Origin of the sequence: Acinetobacter sp. AC1-2, assembly GCF_016124155.1 — a bacterium.
GTDB lineage: Bacteria > Pseudomonadota > Gammaproteobacteria > Pseudomonadales > Moraxellaceae > Acinetobacter > Acinetobacter calcoaceticus.
Map to the genome: position 1 here is coordinate 952,063 of NZ_JABFFO010000001.1, position 19,231 is coordinate 971,293.

Here is a 19,231-nt window from a genome sequence, read left to right on the forward strand (position 1 = left end):
TGATTAAAACCGTGAATTTTGAACTTAGCGCTCGTGGTAAGCAATATTTAGAAAAAGTTAAGCAATTCATGGCAACTGAAATTGAGCCTATTGAAGATGAGTTTTGGGCTGAGGTTCGACGGACTTGCGACCATAATGATTGGACCACATGGAAATGGCCGACCGCTTTGGAAACATTAAAAAATAAGGCAAAGGAAGCTGGTTTGTGGAATATGTTCTTACCTGATGACACATTAGGCGCGGGTTTGAATATTCAAGAATATGCTCATATCGCAGAACAAACGGGTCGTAGTTTTTTAGCTCCTACCGTTTTTAACTGTAATGCTCCTGATACTGGCAACATGGAAGTTTTATGGCGTTATGGGAATGAAGAGCAGAAAAAACAATGGTTAGAACCATTATTAAAAGGCGAAATTCGTTCAGTTTTTTGTATGACCGAGCCTGAAGTTGCATCAAGTGATGCCACCAATATGCAAACTACCGCAGTTATTGAGGGTGATGAAATCGTTCTCAATGGTCGTAAATGGTGGTCATCAGGTTTAGGTGATCCGAATGCTAAAATATTGATTGTGATGGCACGCACACCTGATGAAAATAAAGGTCAACACCAACAGCATTCGATGGTTTTAGTACCTATCGATACGGCTGGAATCAAGATTGAAAGAATGCTTCCAGTTTTTAATGAAACTGAGGCACCCCATGGTCACGGTGAAATTAGTTTTAATAATGTACGTGTACCCGTGAGTAATTTCATTAGCGAAGCTGGACAAGGTTTTGCAATTGCACAAGGGCGTTTAGGGCCAGGGCGAATACACCATTGTATGCGCTGTGTGGGTGCATCGGAACGTGCCCTAGAGTTGGCAATTGATCGTGGTATGAGCCGTACGGCATTTGGTCAACCAATTTTAGAATTAGGCGGCAATAAAGAGCGCATTGCAGATGCCCGAATTGCGATTGATCAAGCTCGATTATTGACTTTGTATGCAGCTTGGAAAATGGATACCGTTGGAAATGTTGCAGCTATGACTGAAATTTCAGCCATTAAAGTAGTTGCCCCTAATGTAATGCAACAAGTCATGGACATGGCAATTCAAATTCACGGTGGAATGGGAATATCAAATGATACGCCATTGGTTCGTTTTTTTGCTCTTGCGCGAACTTTACGTTTAGCGGATGGTCCAGATGAAGTTCATAAACGCGTCATTAGTAAAATAGAGTTAAAAAAGCGGGGATATAGCCACCATCGAGCAGAGGGGAAGTAACCATGTCTGTGATTGATGTTGGTGGTCAGGTACGTCAGGGTGAAGAACTCAACATAACTGCTATACAAGACTGGCTGTTTCAACAGGGTATTTGTTTAAAAGGTACACCCCAAATAACTCAATATTCGGGTGGGGCCTCTAATTGGACTTATCGGATTGAATGCGATAATCACGATTTGATTTTACGTCGCCCACCATCAGGTACAAAAGCAAAATCTGCTCATGATATGGTGCGGGAATATCGGGTGCAAAAAGCACTTAAGCCACTTTATCCTATGGTTCCCGAAATGGTGGCATTGTGTACAGATCACACCGTCATTGGTTGTGATTTTTATGTGATGGAACGTATCGAAGGCATAATTCTTCGTGCTGATCTGCCCCAAGACCTAAGTTTAAGTAGAGATCAGCTCAAAGTTCTCTGTACAAATATGCTGGATTCTTTAATCGCCTTACATCAACTCCCTTATCAAGGCACTGATTTAGAAATGCTAGGTAAAGGCGAGGGTTATTGTCGTCGCCAAGTTGAAGGGTGGGATAAGCGTTATGAAAAAGCATTAACACCCGATGTACCAAATTTTAGTGAGATAAGACAATGGCTCCATGCGCATGTCCCGCAAGACAGTAAAACGTGTGTCATTCATAACGATTGGCGATTTGATAACCTCATTTTAGATCGACAACAACCCACTTCTATTATTGGGGTTTTGGATTGGGAAATGACCACTCTGGGCGATCCACTTATGGATTTAGGATGTGCTTTGGCCTATTGGGTACAAGATGACGATAACGCAACATTGAAATCTATGCGTCGTCAGCCAACCTATTTACAAGGTATGTTTTTACGTCAGGAAGTCGTGGACTATTATCTGCAAAAAACAGGTTTACAAACCAACAATTGGACGTTTTACGAGGTATTTGGCTTATTTCGTTTAGCCGCTATTCTTCAGCAAATTTATTATCGTTATTACCATAAAGAAACTCAAAATCCTGAATTTAAAAATTTTGGGATTTTTGTCGAAAATTTATATGAGCGTTGCTTACAACTGACTTTACAAAACCCATGAACATAAGGAAATGATATGGCTACAAATTTATTCGATTTGACTGGAAAAATAGCCTTAGTTACAGGTGCAAGTCGCGGCATTGGCGAGGAAATTGCCAAACTTTTAGCTGAACAAGGTGCACATGTAATTGTCTCTAGTCGGAAAGTTGAAGATTGCCAACGTGTTGCTAATGAAATTATTGCAGCAAATGGAAAGGCGGAGGCTTTTGCTTGCCATGTGGGGAAGTTAGAAGATATTGCAGAAATTTTTGAATATATCCGTAAGGAACACGGTCGTTTAGATATTTTAGTCAACAATGCAGCTGCCAATCCTTATTTTGGGCATATTTTGGATACGGATATTGCGGCCTATAACAAAACGGTTGAAGTCAACATTCGTGGATATTTCTTTATGTCTGTCGAGGCGGGCAAATTAATGAAAGAACAGGGCGGAGGTGCAATTGTGAATACCGCATCTGTGAATGCCCTACAACCCGGAGACCAACAAGGTATTTATTCTATTACCAAAGCTGCGGTGGTGAATATGACCAAAGCATTTGCAAAAGAATGCGGACCATTGGGTATTCGAGTGAATGCTTTATTGCCGGGTCTTACCAAGACCAAATTTGCATCGGCCCTATTTGAAAATGAAGATATTTATACAAGCTGGATGAGTTCAATTCCATTACGCCGTCACGCAGAACCACGTGAAATGGCGGGTACCGTACTGTATCTTGTGTCCGATGCTGCAAGTTATACCAATGGTGAATGTATTGTGGTTGATGGCGGTTTAACTATTTAGGGAGGAATAGCAATGTACGAACATTATTCAGGTCAAGTGGTCTTAATCACAGGTGCGGCGAGTGGATTTGGTGCATTGCTGGCAGAGCAACTGGCAAAGTATGGTGCAAAATTAGTGTTGGGTGACTTGAATATTGAAGGGTTAAATACTGTAGTTGAACCGCTACGCCAAGCAGGAGTGGAGGTGGTTGCGCAAGTGTGTGATGTCAGCTGTGAAGCAGATGTACAGGCTTTGGTGCAAAGTGCAGTTACTCAGTTTGGTAGAATCGATGTCGGGATCAATAATGCAGGTATGAGTCCGCCTATGAAAAGCCTTATTGATACCGATGAAGCAGATCTGGATTTGAGTTTTGCCGTCAATGCCAAAGGTGTGTTCTTTGGAATGAAGCATCAAATTCGTCAGATGTTGCAACAAGGTGGTGGCATTATTCTGAATGTTGCTTCTGTTGCAGGTTTAGGCGCGGCTCCCAAATTGGCTGCCTATGCTGCGGCGAAGCATGCTGTGGTGGGATTAACCAAAACAGCAGCGATTGAATATGCAAATAAAGGCATTCGAGTTAATGCAATTTGTCCATTTTATACAACCACCCCGATGGTGGTCGACAGTGAACTCAAAGAGAAACAAGACTTTTTAGCGCAGGCCTCGCCAATGAAGCGTCTTGGCCATCCAAGCGAAGTGGTGGCAATGATGCTGATGATGTGTGCCAAAGAAAACTCATATCTCACAGGTCAAGCCATTGCAATTGATGGCGGCGTGACAGCTTATTAAAACATTTATTAAATACATCTTATTCATTTATTTAGGAAAAAATCATGACAATTAATTTAAGCAATCGAGTGGCTATTGTTACAGGTGCAGGCGCTGGTCTAGGGCGGGAACATGCGCTGTTACTGGCTCGTTTGGGTGCAAAAGTGGTCGTGAATGATCTGGGTAGTGATGTAAACGGAAAGGGCGGCTCAACCATGGCGGCCCAAAAAGTCGTGGATGAAATTATTGCAGCGGGTGGCGAGGCGATGGCAAATGGCGCTTCAGTCACTGATATTGAACAAGTTCAACAGATGGTAGATGAAACAATTGCCCGCTGGGGTCGTATAGATATTTTAATTAATAATGCCGGAATTCTCCGAGATAAAACCTTTAGTAAAATGTCACTAGATGACTTCCGTACAGTAATTGATGTGCATCTCATGGGGGCGGTAAATTGCACTAAAGCTGTATGGGATATCATGCGTGAGCAAAAATATGGTCGTATTGTCATGACCACTTCATCCTCTGGTTTGTACGGCAATTTTGGGCAGTCAAACTATAGCGCTGCAAAAATGGCCTTGGTTGGGTTAATGCAGACGCTTGCTTTAGAAGGTGAAAAATCTAATGTTCGGGTGAATTGTCTAGCTCCAACAGCTGCAACTCGTATGCTTGAAGGGTTGTTGTCGGAAGAAGCCCTTAAAGCTCTTGCGCCAAGTGCGGTCAGTCCTGCAATCGCGACTTTGGTTAGCGAAGATGCACCCACCCGTATGATTCTTTGTGCTGGCGCAGGTAGTTTTGAGGCAGCACACATCACCCTCACACAAGGGATTTATTTAGGTACAGATGAACAAGTTCCGCATGTTTTAGCACAACGTTTAGCTGATGTTTCGGACCGCACAGATGAGTTTGTGCCTGTCAGAGGAGGCGCTCAGGGTGAGCTTGAGCTGAAAAAGGCTTCATTAATGGCAGGAGAATAATTTTGACAAAAAATACATTAAGCATCGAGCAACTCTTTGAGTTACAAGGCAAGACACTCGGTAGCTCAGACTGGATTGCAATAGAGCAAACCATGATCAATACCTTTGCTGATGTAACACTGGATCGTCAATTTATTCATGTGGATGAAGAAGCTGCTCGTCAAACTCCCTTTGGTGGCACGATTGCACATGGTTTTTTAACGCTATCTTTACTTTCAGCTATGGCTGCCCAAGTCATTCCTACTGTACAAGGGCAGCAATCTGCCGTGAATTATGGCATCAATAATTTGCGTTTTATCAGCCCTGTACATAGCGGTAAGCGTGTGCGCGGACATTTTCACTTAAAAAATGTTTCTGAAAAAAATAAGGGAGTTTATCAATTGATCATGGAAGTCACGATTGAAATTGAAAACCAAGCCAAGCCAGCACTTGTTACAGAGTGGCTTACACTTGTGAACGTATAGGAATAAACCATGAGCAATGAATTAATTCTCTCTCGCCGTGATGTAGATTTTTTGCTATTCGATTGGCTAAAAGTTGAAGAACTTAGTCAACGCAATTCTTTTGCAGGACAGGACCGTTTTGAATATACGTCTGTTTTAAACGTTTACGAGGCTTTGGCAACTGATTTATTTGCTCCTCATAATAAAAAAAATGACAGTAACGAACCTGTTTTTGATGGTGAACGTGTGACTGTCAATCCTGAAGTCGGAGTCGCGCTTAAAGCCTTTGCTGATGCGGGTTTGATGAGTGCAGCTTTTCCATCAGATTGGAATGGTATGAACTTACCCAATACCATTGAGCGTGCAGGTATGGCATATCTACTCGGTGCCAATTCAGGAACAGCAGGCTATGCCTTTTTAACCATTGGTAATGCAAATTTATTAATGGCCCATGGTGAACCTGAAAAAGTGAAACCCTATGTCAACGCCATGATGGAAGGTAAATGCTTCGGAACGATGTGTTTATCTGAACCACAAGCAGGTTCAAGTCTTGCTGATATCCGTACACGTGCGATTAAAACAAAAGATGGTCGTTATCGCTTGTTTGGAAACAAAATGTGGATTTCAGGCGGCGAGCACGATATCTCTGACAATATTGTTCATTTAGTTTTGGCAAAAATTCCAGATGAAAATGGACAATTACCAGCAGGTGTGCAAGGCATTTCTCTGTTTACCGTACCGCGTAAATTACTCGATGAAAATGGACAGCCAAGCGAACGCAACGATGTAGTATTGGCTGGAATTAACCATAAAATGGGCTATCGGGGAACAGTTAACTGCGTGCTGAATTTTGGGGAAGGTCGTTTCACACCCGAAGGAGAAGCAGGTGCAATTGGCGAGCTAGTCGGCGAAGCTGGTAAAGGGCTGGCCTATATGTTCCATATGATGAATGAAGCCCGAATTTCGGTTGGACTTGGGGCGGCAGCATTGGGATATACAGGTTATCTGCATGCTTTAGATTATGCAAAAAACCGAGTACAAGGTCGCTCTCGTAGCGAACGTAATCCAAGTTCTCCACAAATCCCGCTCATTCAACATGCGGATGTCCGCCGTATGCTCTTGGCGCAAAAAGCATATGTCTCAGGTGCATTGGCACTGTGCCTATATGCAGCCCGATTAACCGATGATATCCACTCACTTGAAGATGCCGAGCAGCGTAATCAAGCCAATCAATTACTTGATCTATTAACTCCGGTGGTGAAAAGCTGGTCTTCTGAATGGGGACTTGTAGCAAATGATTTAGCAATTCAAGTTCATGGTGGCTACGGTTATACCCGTGAATATAACGTTGAACAGTTTTATCGGGACAATCGACTCAACCCGATTCATGAAGGAACATTTGGTATTCAGGCACTCGATTTATTAGGACGTAAAACTCGTCTTAATCAGGGGCTGTCGATGAAACTATTACATGAAAAAATCATGAATACCATTGTACAAGCCAAAGCAGAGCCTTCTTTAAAAGATCATGCAGATCACTTAGCTCAAAAGTGGCAACTCATCCAGAATGTAACAGAAAAATTACATGCCTTAACCGATGTAGAACTCCAACTGGCAAATGCCGCCAATTATCTGGAAGCCTTTGGGCATCTTGTGGTGGGGTGGTTATGGCTTGATCAAGCAGTAGTCATTCATAAACTCATGCCAAATTCAACAGACCCTGATTTTCTGCGTGGGAAGCTTGCAGCTTGTGATTATTTCTTTGGTTGGGAAATGCCAAAAATTATGAGTTGGTTAGCAGTGCTTGATCCGGTAGAGACAACTCCACTTACTATGTCGGAAGAATGGTTCTAGTAAGAACCATTCCTTAAACGCGCCATTGAATAGGCAGGAGAAGGACCTAAGTGTATTGAAGATGCGTTATGTCGCGGTATCAATGGGAGATGTGGAATCAGCCAGTTTATTTGAAGTTACCTAATAAGAACCACCATGTAGAAACAAACTTCGGGCGTTCGGTATAAGAGCGCCCTAATAAGTAAAAATAAAAAATCTAGGACGGATTAAAAGATGAAAAAGAAAACTTTAGTCATGGTAATGGCTTCATTTTGCACGAGCCCACTCTATGCAGCAGCATTTGATCGAACAGGACAATCAATTTCTGCATTTCTACAACCTGATAATTATTTTGAGGCAAGTTTATCTGTTTCAGACACTTCGTTAGAAGGACAAGAAGCGGGTACGAACCCAACGCGTAATGCTATTTCTGATATTGCAAATTCTGATTATCGTCCCAGTGCAGCTTTGAAATTACAGTTAGCACCGCAGTTTTCATTTGGCTTTCTTTATGATCAGCCATTTACATCCGACTCAGAATATTATGGAAAGAACAGCTTTGTTGCTACCCCGAACGATACGGTTTTAGTACCAGGTATTAATTCTGCAACACTTGCCCAAAAGACAGGTGGACAAGTCGTAACAGGGAACACCAAATCGAATTTTGTTATGCAAAATTTTAGTCTGATTTTTGGTTATCAACCGAATAAAAACTGGAATTTTTATGCAGGTCCTGTTTATCAAACTTTTAAAAGTAACGTCAATTTAAGAGGTCAGGTTTTCAGTTTATATAATGGTTATGACTTTGATGCCAAAGAAGTTGGAGATTGGGGATGGTTGGCAGGATTGGGTTATCAAATTCCCGAAAAAGCGATTAAAGCCTCATTGACCTATCGTTCAGAAATTATGCATGAAGTGACTGCCAATGAAAATGCGCCCATGGTTGATATGTTAAGTACGCAACAAGGTCGTGATTTTCTTGATCAGCATTTGGCGTATATGGTTTCTATTGGACAACTCACTGAATCACGTAAAGAAGCACTCAATCGTATTGTTGCGGGCTTACCCGAAGCAGGAACGTCAGGTCCGACTAAATTTAGAGCACCAGAGTCAGTGAATTTGGAATTTCAGACCGGATTACGCAAAGGCACTTTATTGTTTGGTAACGTGCGTTGGGTTCACTGGAATGATTTTGAGTTTAAACCATATCGTTTTGGCGAAATCTCAGAAGTTGTTGGGGTTTTATCAACACCAAGTCGTCCAAATGGTTTTAATCTGGTTCGTTATTATGACGATCAATGGTCTGCCAATCTTGGAATTGGGCAACGTCTAAGTGATAAATGGTCAGGTTCAGTTTCTCTTGGTTGGGATTCGGGTGCAGGAGAACGTGTATCTACAGGCGGGCCAGCGAAAGGTTATTACAGTGTTGGTCTTGGTGCGCAATATAGTCCAACTTCAAAATACTTTATTTCAGGTGGAATGAAGTATCTATGGCTCGGTGATGCCAAAGGCCAGCTTGGTGCTCAGGCAGGCAGTGAATATTATGTTGGTGAATATAAAAATAACTATTCAATTGGTTATGGTTTGAAAATTGGTTATAAATTTTAACTTAACAATAATGACATAGATGACACAGAAGAAAATCGAAATTCCTCTCTATCATAAAGGACGATAAGATGACAAATCAGATCTGGTTAGATGAATATAAGCAATGGAATATTGAAAGTACGATTACATTGCCAGATGAACAAACTTCACTTCTCGATTTTTGGGACAACAGTTTTAATAAGTTTCAGCAAAGAAATGCGTTCATATTTGCAGATAAATCTTTTTCTTATGCTGAAATCGATTTATATAGCCGACAAGTAGCAACATTCTTGCAAAGTTTAGGGCTAGAAAAAGGTACACGTGTTGCTGTAATGATGCCCAATATTATTCAATACCCGATTATTTCACTTGCCGTAATTCGCGCAGGTTACATTCTGGTCAATATTAATCCACTCTATACAGCACGTGAATTAAAGCATCAATTAAATGATGCAGGCGCAAAAGTCTTATTTATATTGGAACAGTTTTTACCTGTTTATGAGGCTATCAAAGAGCAGGTGTCGGTTGAGCAGATTATTACCACCACAATGACTGAAATGTTAGTCGAACAACCTGCTGAATTAGATACATCAGATTCAAAAAACTATAGTTTTAAGCAAATCTTATTAAAGGTAAATGCCCAAGACTATATACGTCCTGAACTTGTTCTTGATGATACTGTGCTTTTGCAATATACGGGTGGAACAACAGGTGTATCAAAAGGTGCGGAATTAACCCATAAAAATATTGTCGCCAATTTATTACAAAATAATGTGGTTTTTAAAAGCTACTTTGGTGACCGAGATGCTCTTGAAGATGAAATAGCGATCTGTGCTTTACCGCTTTATCATATTTTTGGTTTTACTGTCTGTTTATTGCACAGCGCAATGAATAAAGGTTATGCCACTGTTTTAGTTCCAAACCCGCGTGATTTAGACGCTCTCGTGCATTGTTTTGAAAAGTATCGCCCAACAGTTTTTCCTGCTGTAAATACTTTATTTAATGCGCTGCTTAATCATGAAGGCTTTAATAAATTGGACCATAGCCGTTTGGAAATTACCACAGGCGGGGGTATGGCAATTTTAAAATCCACCGCCGATGGATGGGAAAAACTGACAGGACGTATTATCCGTGAGGGATATGGCTTATCAGAAACCTCACCAGTTGCTACCTTTAACCCGCCAATCTCTAATGTGTTTAGTGGCACGATCGGTATTCCTGTACCGAGTACAGATATTGCTATTTTGAATGATGAAGGTAATCAATTAGCACCCGGTGAAACTGGAGAAATTGCAATTCGTGGCCCACAGGTCATGAAAGGTTACTGGAATTTACCTGAAGAAACTAAAGCAGTCATGACGAATGATGGTTTCTTTAGAACCGGTGATATTGGTTTCATGAATGAAAAAGGCTATACCAAAATTATTGACCGTAAAAAAGACATGATTTTAGTTTCAGGTTTTAATGTTTTTCCAAACGAAATTGAAGAAGTTTTAGCTCAACACCCAAAAATTTTGGAAGTCGCCGTGGTTGGCATTGCAGATGAAAAATCGGGTGAAGTGCCTAAAGCCTTTATTGTTAAAAAAGATGACTCTTTATCGGTTGAAGAAATCCAGACTTATGCAAAAGAAAACCTGACAGGCTACAAACAACCACGCTATATTCAATTTATTAATGAATTACCCAAGTCGAATGTGGGTAAAATTTTAAGAAAAGAACTAAAGGTTTAATAAGAATTTTTAATTTTTTAATTAAAAACATAAGCGTATGGGACTAGAAGGTCCATCAATAAATGGAAAAAAAGGAATGAGATTATGGGTTCAGGATTAATTACCGTATTTTTACCAATTGCACTTGCAATTATTATGGCTGGTTTAGGTCTAGAGCTGACCGTAAATGACTTCAAACGTGTACGACAACACCCCAAAGCAGTCTTTATCGCATTATTTTGCCAACTGGTTATTTTAGTCAGTATTGCTTTTATTATTTGTAAGGTTCTTGCTTTACCACCAATGCTTGCTGTGGGATTAATGCTCCTTTCTGCGTCACCGGGCGGGCCAACTGCTAATTTATTTAGTTATCTCTATAAAGGTGATATCGCTTTAAATATTACTTTAACGGCTATAAATTCGGTGATTGCTGCTTTTACACTTCCATTAATTGTGAATTTTGCAATACAACACTTTATGGAAAATGGACAAAATGTAGGTTTGCAATTCTCTAAAATTATACAAGTTTTTCTCATTATTTTAGTACCCGTGGGTATTGGGATGTTAGTCCGTCATTTTGCGCCACATATGGCTGAAAAGCTCAATAAACCAGTCCGTATTTTTGCTATCGTTTTTCTCGTATCCATCATCATATTGGCAATTGCGCGGGATTACCAAAATCTGATGACTTATATTGGGCAAATTGGATTGGCAACTTTGCTGTTCTGCGTATGTAGTTTAATGGTTGGCTATTTTGTTCCACGATTATTTGGTGTAAATAGCTTTCAGGCAAAAGCTTGTGCGTTTGAAATTGGGATTCATAACAGTACCTTAGCCATGACCATTGCTTTTACAGTAATGGCAAGCAGTATGGCCGCTATGCCAGCAGCAGTGTATTCATTATTTATGTACATTGTTGCAGCAATTTTTGGCACATTGCTAAATCGTCTAGAAAAGAAAGAGATGGCACAAATATCAACTACTACCTAAAACGAACCCGAAGAACCTTTAGTAATATCTTGCAGATAAAGATATTTAACTACCAGCAGATGTTTATAATTTGAATTAAAAGAGGAGGCTAGTCCCTCCTTTTTTAGTCTCAAAAATTAAAATATTTAAGGCCGAGTCAGCGTAGTCACAATAAAAAGAAAGCTTTAGCGTGCAGTTATAAAAGTAAATTGTTAAGCCAATATTTAAGGTTTTTCTTAATTGTGTAATTAAATGAAAAACAATAATTAATTAAATATTTTCTAGCCAATTTCACATTGACACCTTAATTTTTGAAGATTACCATTTGCGGGCTGGCCTACATCGCCAGTCGGTTTTGACGGACCGTTATTTCAACCACATCAGGATTATTTCTTCTGAGGAATAGTTTTGTGTGCACACCTCGTTCCCTCCCGTAGCGGTAGGACGGGAGTGGGACACTTTCGAGTGTGCTGGAGTTGAAACCAGTCCGTCAACCCGCTTCCGTTCTGCCACCATAATTTCTAATGTTTCGGCAGAACTCCAAATAAAAAGGAGTTGGCTTTGTACATTCATCATTTCTTGGCAGCCATTGCCAAATTTTATAACGACACAACTTAATCACTTTAAAAGCAGTTTGATCGCCATTAGGCTTATCGGACTTTAAATCGTCACGACCAAAAACTTAATCAACAATAAAACTTGAGATGTGCCCAGCACAGTCTTTATGGCTTTGCTATGCCTTTTTTTCTACCAAGAAAGGGTAATGGCTTTTATATCTCATTTATATACAACAATAATTTATTTTATAACGGTAAAACTATGCCACATACAGATCTCCCATTTCGTGCTTTAAGCGTGCTTCATTCTGCAAGATATCTTTTTAATAAACATGGCTTTCACAATGTTGGGGTAGACCGAATTATTGAGTCAGTAAAAATCCCTAAAGCGACTTTTTATAACTACTTTCATTCAAAAGAACGTCTTATTGAAATGAGCCTGACTTTTCAAAAAGATGGCCTTAAACAAGAGGTAATTTCAATCATTTATATTCAAAAAGAATTATCGCTTATTGAAAAACTTCGCAGAATTTACTTCTTACATACCGATTTAGAAGGGCTTTATCATTTGCCGTTTAAAGCCATTTTTGAAATTGCGAAAACACATCCAAAGGCGTATCAGGTCGTAATTGACTATCGAAACTGGTTGATCAATGAAATCTATAATTTACTTTTAAAGACTAACGCAAATGCTTCAAAGCAAGATGCACACATGTTCTTGTTTGTGATTGATGGGGCAATGGTTCAGCTTTTAGACCCAAATAAGCCAGATGAAAGGGAGAGATTGCTTGAGTATTTTTTGGTGAGATTGGGATAAAAATGAAAAAGGTCATAATAAATGACCTTTTTATAATCTTTAAAAATAAGTTTCTATGTACTTTTTATAGGTAAGAATGATCATGGGGCCACTGCTCATACTATTGATACCATGGTCTTAAAGGTCATTTGTGATAATACAGATAATCTTGGGTTTTGCCCCCATATCCATAAGCTCCCCCTCTACAATCAATTACATGGATATTTGAGTGTTCATGTAATTGATTTACATAACGGTTTAATAAAATAAATCCTTCTTTAATATAAGAGGCCTTTTGATCTTTAGTACAAGTTTCATCTGTGACAGTTACATCAATTTTGAATGAATTTTTTCCTAAACTTTCCAATGAATTAGAGCCAATAAACCATAAATCTCTTTGAATAAATTCGACAATAATCATTGTTTTACTTTTCTCTTTTATTAAAATTCTACAAGTCATTTCCGTAAGATTTTCTATGATAGAGACGACATCATAATCAGCTCGTTCTCCAGACAACAATAATTTGATAGCTGGCATTTTTTGATCTCAACAATATTTTTTCTAATAATAAGTTAATGCTGTATATGGTAAAATCAAATTTTAATGAATAATAAGTACGGTTTTTCCGAACATGAGATATTTTGATACGACGTTGCTCTCCACATTTGTTGTTGTAGCTAATTCAGGAACTATTTCTTCAGCATCGCCAAAACTAAATCTGACAAATTCAACAATAAGTGAACAATTATCAAAGTTAGAAGATTTTGTAGGAAAAAAATTAATGATTAGAGATAGGAGAGGAACATCTCTAACAGCAGAAGGTCAGTTACTTTTAATAGAAGCTGAGAATATTCTAATGTCATGTTCTCTTGCTTTGAATAAAATTAGAGGAATAAATATAGCTGGTGAATTCAGAATAGCAATAACCGACTATTTTAGGCCTAATGACTTAACTAAAATTTTAAAAAGAATCCAAAAAAAATTTCCTTTCTTAAAACTTCATATTTCAGTTGTAAAAAGTGAGGATATAAAAAATAATCTTTTTTCAAATAATTATGATTTAGCAATTTACATGGAATTTGAAGATGTAATAGAAGGAGATACTCAACCCATTAAATTATTGGAAGAGCCTCTATTTTGGGTCAAATCCCATGAGTTAGAAATAGATAATAGTCCTTTGCCTGTTATAACTATGTCATCTAGTTGCTTATTGAAAGATTTTACAGAACAGAGCCTTATTCAAAATAAAATTCCATTCTATATTGCCCATACAGCTACTGGTGTAAAAGGTATCACGGCAGCAGTTGAAGCTGGACTAGGAGTATCTTGTCTAAATAAATCTGCTTTAAATGACAATATTGGGGTTATTAATTCAAGCTATAATTTACCAGAGCTACCAAATATTAGATTTATGCTTCATTTATATTCTAAACAAAACCCAACCACAGATATGATTAGTCAAATTTTAATAGAGGAGTTCATTTGAATGGCTTCTAAAATAAATTTTCTATTATCAGTAACCTAATTCTTGAAATCTTTCTAGATAAAGTATTTATTCATTACTTCGTGTTTATTAAGGTCAAGTCTTGTAAGCGACTTTAAAATTACTAACTAGAAGCTTCCTTTCTTTATCTTTTATTGAAAACTTGACCCTGTATAAGGTAAATACTAGGATTGCGTTATAGTAGACTAAGTGTACATGAAGATCACATAAGATATTAAAAGCTCATCGGAAGGTGGGCTTTTTTGTACATAGGAGATATGTGACTTAGCATAAACGTATTTTCATACTTTTATTCTGTATCTTTTTTATTTAACTCCTCAAACATTTTATATTGCTCTTCAAATATTTTTTCATGGTTTTTCACTGTCTGTAAGTACTTAACACACTCAGGGCACTTTTCTAAAATTAATGATTGTTCAAGTCTTATAATTATTTCTTTGTTTAGTGAGTGGGAGTTGCTCTTTGCTGCATTTGTAAGTTTTTCGCGAAGTTCTATAGGTAAGCGCAAGCTATATTGAGGCGATATAGGTTCGCCATCATTGGTATTTGTCATAGTTATTCCATCCCTGTAATAGATTTTTGTTATAAAGTAAGACTTAAAGATAATTGTAGGACAATTTGAACTAAAAAACAGTACATAGTACTTTTTACTGAATAAAAGATTTCTTAAATGCTGGGATTTTTTGAGCTGAATATCTGAAATTGGATGTAAATAAACAAGAGTATTAAATATAGAAATGAATCCCAAGGGGAAGGTTATGAAAAAAATTCTATTAAGTTATTTGATTGTTTTAAGTGGCGTTGGGTGTGCAACCAATGAACCTAAAGAAACCCCATTAGAAGTAAAGCCTAAAGATACTTATTGCAATCCTAATGAGGCTCAAAAGCTTATAGGACAGTCTGTTCCTAGTGAGGCAGAGTTAAAGAAAATAACTAATGCAGGTGTTGTGAGAATTTCTCGTAAAGGTGAACCTGTAAGGTCAGACTTACATTATGATCGACTGAGTGTTGTGATTGATAACGAATCGAAGATCATCTATTCAAACTGTAGTTAAGTTGATAAATAAAATCAAAGTATTCATTTAAATTTCATAAATGCGATAGCATTTTTTTTGGGATATATCTGAATACAGAATAGTCTGTACATTAGGTCCTGCTAAATATCGATTATTGGTGGGGCTTTTTATTTTTTATTTGGTATATTTGAGATTCAACATCTTGAGTAATTATTATGACGATTAGAATTGATTTAGTTCAAGGCAGGACAAGCTATCATGATCGTTATGATAGAAATCCTGATTTACTGTTTATCAGTTTACAGACTTACGAAGATATCTTGCATGACCCAAACACCGATTTAAGTAAAAACTTTAATAATTTTTATGGTTGTGAAGTCATTACAGTGAACTCTTTAAATATTGATTATATATTTTTTGAGAAAACTGATTTGGATGCTGCGCTTGAAAAGTATATAAGCCAAAGAACCCAATTGATAACTATTCCAAAGCATTTGCCTTCACATAGTACATCAGCTCCTACAAACTCCAAACTACGGTCTATTGAAGATGATTTTACTTTAGAAAATTTACAAATTGAAGAGAAGATAATTGTTGCTTACAGGCAATCTCAAGAAAGTAAAAATTAGATTTTTAAGAGCCGAAAGGCTCTTTTTTAATGGAAATAATGTACGTCTTGTATGTCCTAATCTTAACTATAAGTACCAGTACTGAAGTATTTAAATTAGTTGAACATGTTTTTGCAGAGAAAGCCCCGCTAAATATCGATTATTGGCGGGACTTTCTATCTTTTTAACTCATGATATATTGGTATCAATTGAATAATTAATAAAGTTAATAAGTATGAAAAGATATATTTTTATTGGGCTCGTGATGAGCCTGCTTTCAGCTTGTTCAAATAATGTATTAAACCCTGAAACTCCTAAACAAGTTCAAGCACAGCCACCAGAGAAACAAGTCAAGCCTCCAGTCCTTGGCACAAGTAAAGAATGGGACTCATCTTTTGACTGTGATCCAATTAAAGTTAAAAATCTTATAGGTAAAACAGGCTTAACCGAAAAACAGGTTCTATCGATGACCAATGCTCGAATTTATCGAAGTGCTTATCCAGGAGAAGCGGTTACTGAAGACTTCCGCCCAGATCGAGTCACTATAGTAATTGATCCAAAAACAAAACGAATAGTAGCTAGTGCGTGTGGCTAACTTAAACAAAAAATAATCGTTCATAATATTTTGTTTTATAAATTGTAATTTTCTAATTTTTCCTTAGAAATATTATATTTAATGGTGAGGTGTTCAAGAAAATCTTAAAGATATGCTGCTCATGATTAAATTTTGGTTGGTTTTTATATAAAGAATATATCGTTATATTTTAACCTTATTTCTGATTAGAAGGTAAAAGTGAAAAAAATATTAGCGCTAACAATTTTAATTTCATCATCTTGTATATTTGCTGCATCAAATGAGGGAGTTGAGCAGGACATCCGTAGTTATTCTTTATTGCATGGTGTTAGCACAGCAGAAGCAAATAAAGCATTGTTTTTAGAAGCTAACCGAGACTCTGCATTCGACGCTATTGAAGAGGAATTCAAGGGGCGGATAGCTGGTATTTATGTTGAAAACTCACCTACATATAAAATTGTGGTTAGGGTCAAAGGGTATGGCCAGAATGAAAAGCGAAATATAGTAGTAGGAAATGCAATTTCTAAAAGTGATTTGCCTATTGATATTCAATATGGGGCAAAAGAAACAAGAGAAATTGCTAAAGGTCAGATAAATAAAGCACAAAAACTAGTAAAAAATTATTTTAATACCATTCAAACTGTTAGCTACAATGAAAAAAATGGGAATATTGTGGTTGAAGTTAAAGGAAAAAGTACTGCTGAAAATTTAAAGAAGGTTGATCAGGTCAAAGCAGCCTGGAATAACCCGAATCTACCATTAGAAATTCATTTAGTTAATTGGTCTATTAAACCACTATAGTTTGTATAATTGATTTTGCTAAATATCGATAAAAATACATATTTATAGAATTTAAAGACTTGAAGAAAAAACGGAACATTGCTTTATTGACTGTAATTTTTCTTATTTTTAGTGGGTGTATTTAATTATTAATAATAAGGGAAATGTTCAAAGAGTTGAATCAGTTATATATAGATAAAACTATAAGTGAGAAATTTAGAGAAATTAAAAGTTATAGCATTCGAAGTTTTGGATCGGACCCTTATTCTAGTCCTAAAAGACCATTTTACTCTTATTTTGAAATAACAGAATTTAAACAGCAGGCAATGACCTTAAATAGCATGATTAGTTATACTAAAAATTAATTTTTTGTGAAATTTAATATAAATATGAAATTCTTACCTTTTCTATTGATCTGTTGTGCTTTTACTGGTTGTGCAGTGTTTAGTCAAAAAAAACCACAAGAGACTACTGAGTGTATAAGCTATAGAAGCATGATGACTGCTCCAATGGTGCCGCGAGCTTTGGAAGAGCTTAAAGAAAAATGTATTAAATCTAAAGCACATTAAATTTAATTGCCAAGATGAACTAAAAAACTTAGCTATAAAGCTCCGAAACACGGGGCTTTTTCTTTTGATGGGATGAAAAATTAAACTCACTTAAAGGTCGTCGTGATATGGTATAAAAGCGCCTCCAATAATAAGGATTATATATGTCAGACAATTCAACAAAATGGCTTTGTGTGGGTGGTGTTCTAAGTGGCGAGTGGAGAGAGCAGCAATTAGAAGCTTTTGATGTTGATCCCAATGATTTAAATACTCATAGTTATGAAGCAATGAAACTCATTAATCCTGTTACCAAGGCAGAACAAGATTTCTATGTATATACTGAGCTACAAGAACACGCATATGACAGGGCAATAAATTTTGCCTTATCCAAAAATCAATAAGATCAAGAGAGCACTTAGGTGCTCTTTTTTTATCTGAAGACATTACCTGTTAAATAATTTCTTAATTCCCAAGGACTCGCTGCTCAAGCATCTCCATAAAAGTTTTTAAAATAATATTGTGGTTTTTGCCTTTATGGGTAATTAAACAAATTGGGGTGCTGTAATGCATTTTTTCCTTTGAAACAGCTTGCATAAAACCATCTTCAACCCATTTCTTTGCGTAGTGGTCGGGTAAAAAGCCTAGAAATTTTCCGGTTAAAATCAGAAATGCAATTCCTTCACGGTCACTTGCCGTCGCTTTACAGTCTAAAAGCTGGTGCAACTTTGCTGCTTCTGGAGTAATTGCATAGTTTGGGAGTACGGCTTGCCAGGTTTTTAACTCATCTAAATTGAGGTTGCTACATTGGTTGAACAGTGGATGGTTTTTACCGCAATACAAAAATGAGCTTTCACTATATAAATCAAAATAATCTAGACCAGACAAAGGGGTAACAAGGGGAATTGCTCCAGCGTGTAAACGGTTATCTAACACTCGGCACTCAATATCTGAAAGTGTGCTCATACTAATGTTAATGATCACTTCAGAATGTTCTTCGGCGAGTTGTGCCAGCGTATTGGTAATGTAGCCACTTGGCATGGTCACAAGGTTGTTAATAATACCTATATTAAATTCACCCTTTAGACGGTTATGCATTTGATTAACTTTAGAGCGAAAGTCTTCGATAGATGCGGTGAGCACTTCTATATATTCTAAAATTTCCCGTCCTTCATCAGTCAATGCAAAGCCAGCGCGTCCACGCTGGCATAGCCGAATGCCCAGACGATTTTCTAAATCACTCATATGCAAACTAATTGCAGAACGGCTAATGCCAAGAATACTTTCGGCAGACGTAAAGCTATGGCAGTCACAAACTGTTTTAAATATTTTAAGTAATTTAATATCAAAATCAGTCACTTGATTTAATTTTTTGGGTTTCATTTAGTTTTGTTTTTTTAAATCTAAACTCAAGATAATTTGAATTTATCAAAACTATATCGCTATGTACACTCAAAAAATAGCCTCAAAACAAGAAGA

20 protein-coding genes and 1 pseudogene are annotated in these 19,231 nt (G+C 37.4%); 18 read left to right on the forward strand and 3 right to left on the reverse strand.

The annotated features are described in order from the left end of the window. Nucleotides 1-11 precede the first annotated feature (11 nt). The 11 genes from HL290_RS04440 (at nt 12) to HL290_RS04490 (ending at nt 12,745) form a co-directional block, all read left to right on the forward strand. Nucleotides 12-1,262 (forward strand): acyl-CoA dehydrogenase family protein, encoded by a 1,251-nt coding sequence (locus tag HL290_RS04440; protein ID WP_198495717.1) that lies wholly within the window; start codon nt 12-14, stop codon nt 1,260-1,262. 2 nt (nt 1,263-1,264) lie between these two features. Next, the gene (locus HL290_RS04445; protein WP_198495718.1) at nt 1,265-2,326 is read left to right on the forward strand and encodes a phosphotransferase family protein; all 1,062 of its coding nucleotides are present in this window, start codon (nt 1,265-1,267) and stop codon (nt 2,324-2,326) included. 15 nt (nt 2,327-2,341) lie between these two features. Beyond that, nucleotides 2,342-3,106, forward strand: a complete 765-nt coding sequence (locus HL290_RS04450) for an SDR family oxidoreductase (protein ID WP_198495719.1) — start codon at nt 2,342-2,344, stop codon at nt 3,104-3,106. Between the two features lie 12 nt (nt 3,107-3,118). Next, nucleotides 3,119-3,874: an SDR family NAD(P)-dependent oxidoreductase gene (locus HL290_RS04455; RefSeq protein WP_198495720.1), complete on the forward strand. Its 756-nt coding sequence runs from the start codon at nt 3,119-3,121 to the stop codon at nt 3,872-3,874. Between the two features lie 44 nt (nt 3,875-3,918). After that, a complete protein-coding gene (locus HL290_RS04460; protein ID WP_198495721.1) occupies nt 3,919-4,830 on the forward strand; it encodes an SDR family NAD(P)-dependent oxidoreductase in 912 nt (303 codons plus the stop codon). Nucleotides 4,831-4,832: 2 nt separating this feature from the next. After that, nucleotides 4,833-5,294 (forward strand): MaoC family dehydratase, encoded by a 462-nt coding sequence (locus HL290_RS04465; RefSeq protein ID WP_198495722.1) that lies wholly within the window; start codon nt 4,833-4,835, stop codon nt 5,292-5,294. 9 nt (nt 5,295-5,303) lie between these two features. Continuing rightward, a complete protein-coding gene (locus HL290_RS04470; protein ID WP_198495723.1) occupies nt 5,304-7,127 on the forward strand; it encodes an acyl-CoA dehydrogenase in 1,824 nt (607 codons plus the stop codon). Nucleotides 7,128-7,340: 213 nt separating this feature from the next. Then, nucleotides 7,341-8,714: a long-chain fatty acid transporter gene (locus HL290_RS04475; protein ID WP_198495724.1), complete on the forward strand. Its 1,374-nt coding sequence runs from the start codon at nt 7,341-7,343 to the stop codon at nt 8,712-8,714. Nucleotides 8,715-8,782: 68 nt separating this feature from the next. After that, nucleotides 8,783-10,423: an AMP-binding protein gene (locus tag HL290_RS04480; RefSeq protein ID WP_017389159.1), complete on the forward strand. Its 1,641-nt coding sequence runs from the start codon at nt 8,783-8,785 to the stop codon at nt 10,421-10,423. Nucleotides 10,424-10,507: 84 nt separating this feature from the next. After that, complete coding sequence (locus tag HL290_RS04485) at nt 10,508-11,392, forward strand: bile acid:sodium symporter family protein (RefSeq protein ID WP_198495725.1); 885 nt, start codon at nt 10,508-10,510, stop codon at nt 11,390-11,392. A 798-nt stretch (nt 11,393-12,190) separates the two neighbouring features. Next, complete coding sequence (locus HL290_RS04490) at nt 12,191-12,745, forward strand: TetR/AcrR family transcriptional regulator (RefSeq protein ID WP_198495726.1); 555 nt, start codon at nt 12,191-12,193, stop codon at nt 12,743-12,745. A 124-nt stretch (nt 12,746-12,869) separates the two neighbouring features. Here HL290_RS04490 and HL290_RS04495 read toward each other — a convergent pair whose 3' ends face one another. Beyond that, nucleotides 12,870-13,262, reverse strand: a complete 393-nt coding sequence (locus HL290_RS04495) for a tautomerase family protein (RefSeq protein ID WP_017389709.1) — start codon at nt 13,260-13,262, stop codon at nt 12,870-12,872. Nucleotides 13,263-13,356: 94 nt separating this feature from the next. Here HL290_RS04495 and HL290_RS04500 point away from each other — a divergent pair, with 94 nt between their 5' ends. Next, nucleotides 13,357-14,211 (forward strand): LysR family transcriptional regulator, encoded by an 855-nt coding sequence (locus HL290_RS04500; RefSeq protein WP_017389708.1) that lies wholly within the window; start codon nt 13,357-13,359, stop codon nt 14,209-14,211. Nucleotides 14,212-14,518: 307 nt separating this feature from the next. Here the strand turns inward: HL290_RS04500 and HL290_RS04505 are convergent, their stop codons facing one another. Further along, on the reverse strand, nt 14,519-14,782 hold the full coding sequence (locus HL290_RS04505) for an Arc family DNA-binding protein (RefSeq protein ID WP_017389707.1): 264 nt from the start codon (nt 14,780-14,782) through the stop codon (nt 14,519-14,521). Between the two features lie 205 nt (nt 14,783-14,987). Here HL290_RS04505 and HL290_RS04510 point away from each other — a divergent pair, with 205 nt between their 5' ends. From HL290_RS04510 to HL290_RS04535, 6 genes and pseudogenes are all read left to right on the forward strand, one after another. Continuing rightward, entirely contained in the window at nt 14,988-15,284 is a 297-nt protein-coding gene (locus HL290_RS04510) for a hypothetical protein (protein WP_017389706.1), read from the forward strand. A 176-nt stretch (nt 15,285-15,460) separates the two neighbouring features. After that, nucleotides 15,461-15,874, forward strand: a complete 414-nt coding sequence (locus HL290_RS04515; protein WP_017389705.1) for a hypothetical protein — start codon at nt 15,461-15,463, stop codon at nt 15,872-15,874. Nucleotides 15,875-16,088: 214 nt separating this feature from the next. Beyond that, nucleotides 16,089-16,448: an I78 family peptidase inhibitor gene (locus tag HL290_RS04520; protein ID WP_026057227.1), complete on the forward strand. Its 360-nt coding sequence runs from the start codon at nt 16,089-16,091 to the stop codon at nt 16,446-16,448. A gap of 198 nt (nt 16,449-16,646) precedes the next feature. Then, a complete protein-coding gene (locus HL290_RS04525; RefSeq protein ID WP_017389703.1) occupies nt 16,647-17,228 on the forward strand; it encodes a hypothetical protein in 582 nt (193 codons plus the stop codon). 38 nt (nt 17,229-17,266) lie between these two features. After that, nucleotides 17,267-17,503: pseudogene (locus HL290_RS04530) on the forward strand (hypothetical protein); the annotation flags it as partial. A gap of 416 nt (nt 17,504-17,919) precedes the next feature. After that, nucleotides 17,920-18,156, forward strand: a complete 237-nt coding sequence (locus HL290_RS04535) for a hypothetical protein (protein WP_004642900.1) — start codon at nt 17,920-17,922, stop codon at nt 18,154-18,156. Nucleotides 18,157-18,217: 61 nt separating this feature from the next. On the opposite strand, the gene HL290_RS04540 is transcribed toward HL290_RS04535, so the two are convergent. After that, complete coding sequence (locus HL290_RS04540; RefSeq protein WP_198495727.1) at nt 18,218-19,135, reverse strand: LysR family transcriptional regulator; 918 nt, start codon at nt 19,133-19,135, stop codon at nt 18,218-18,220. Nucleotides 19,136-19,231: the final 96 nt, after the last annotated feature.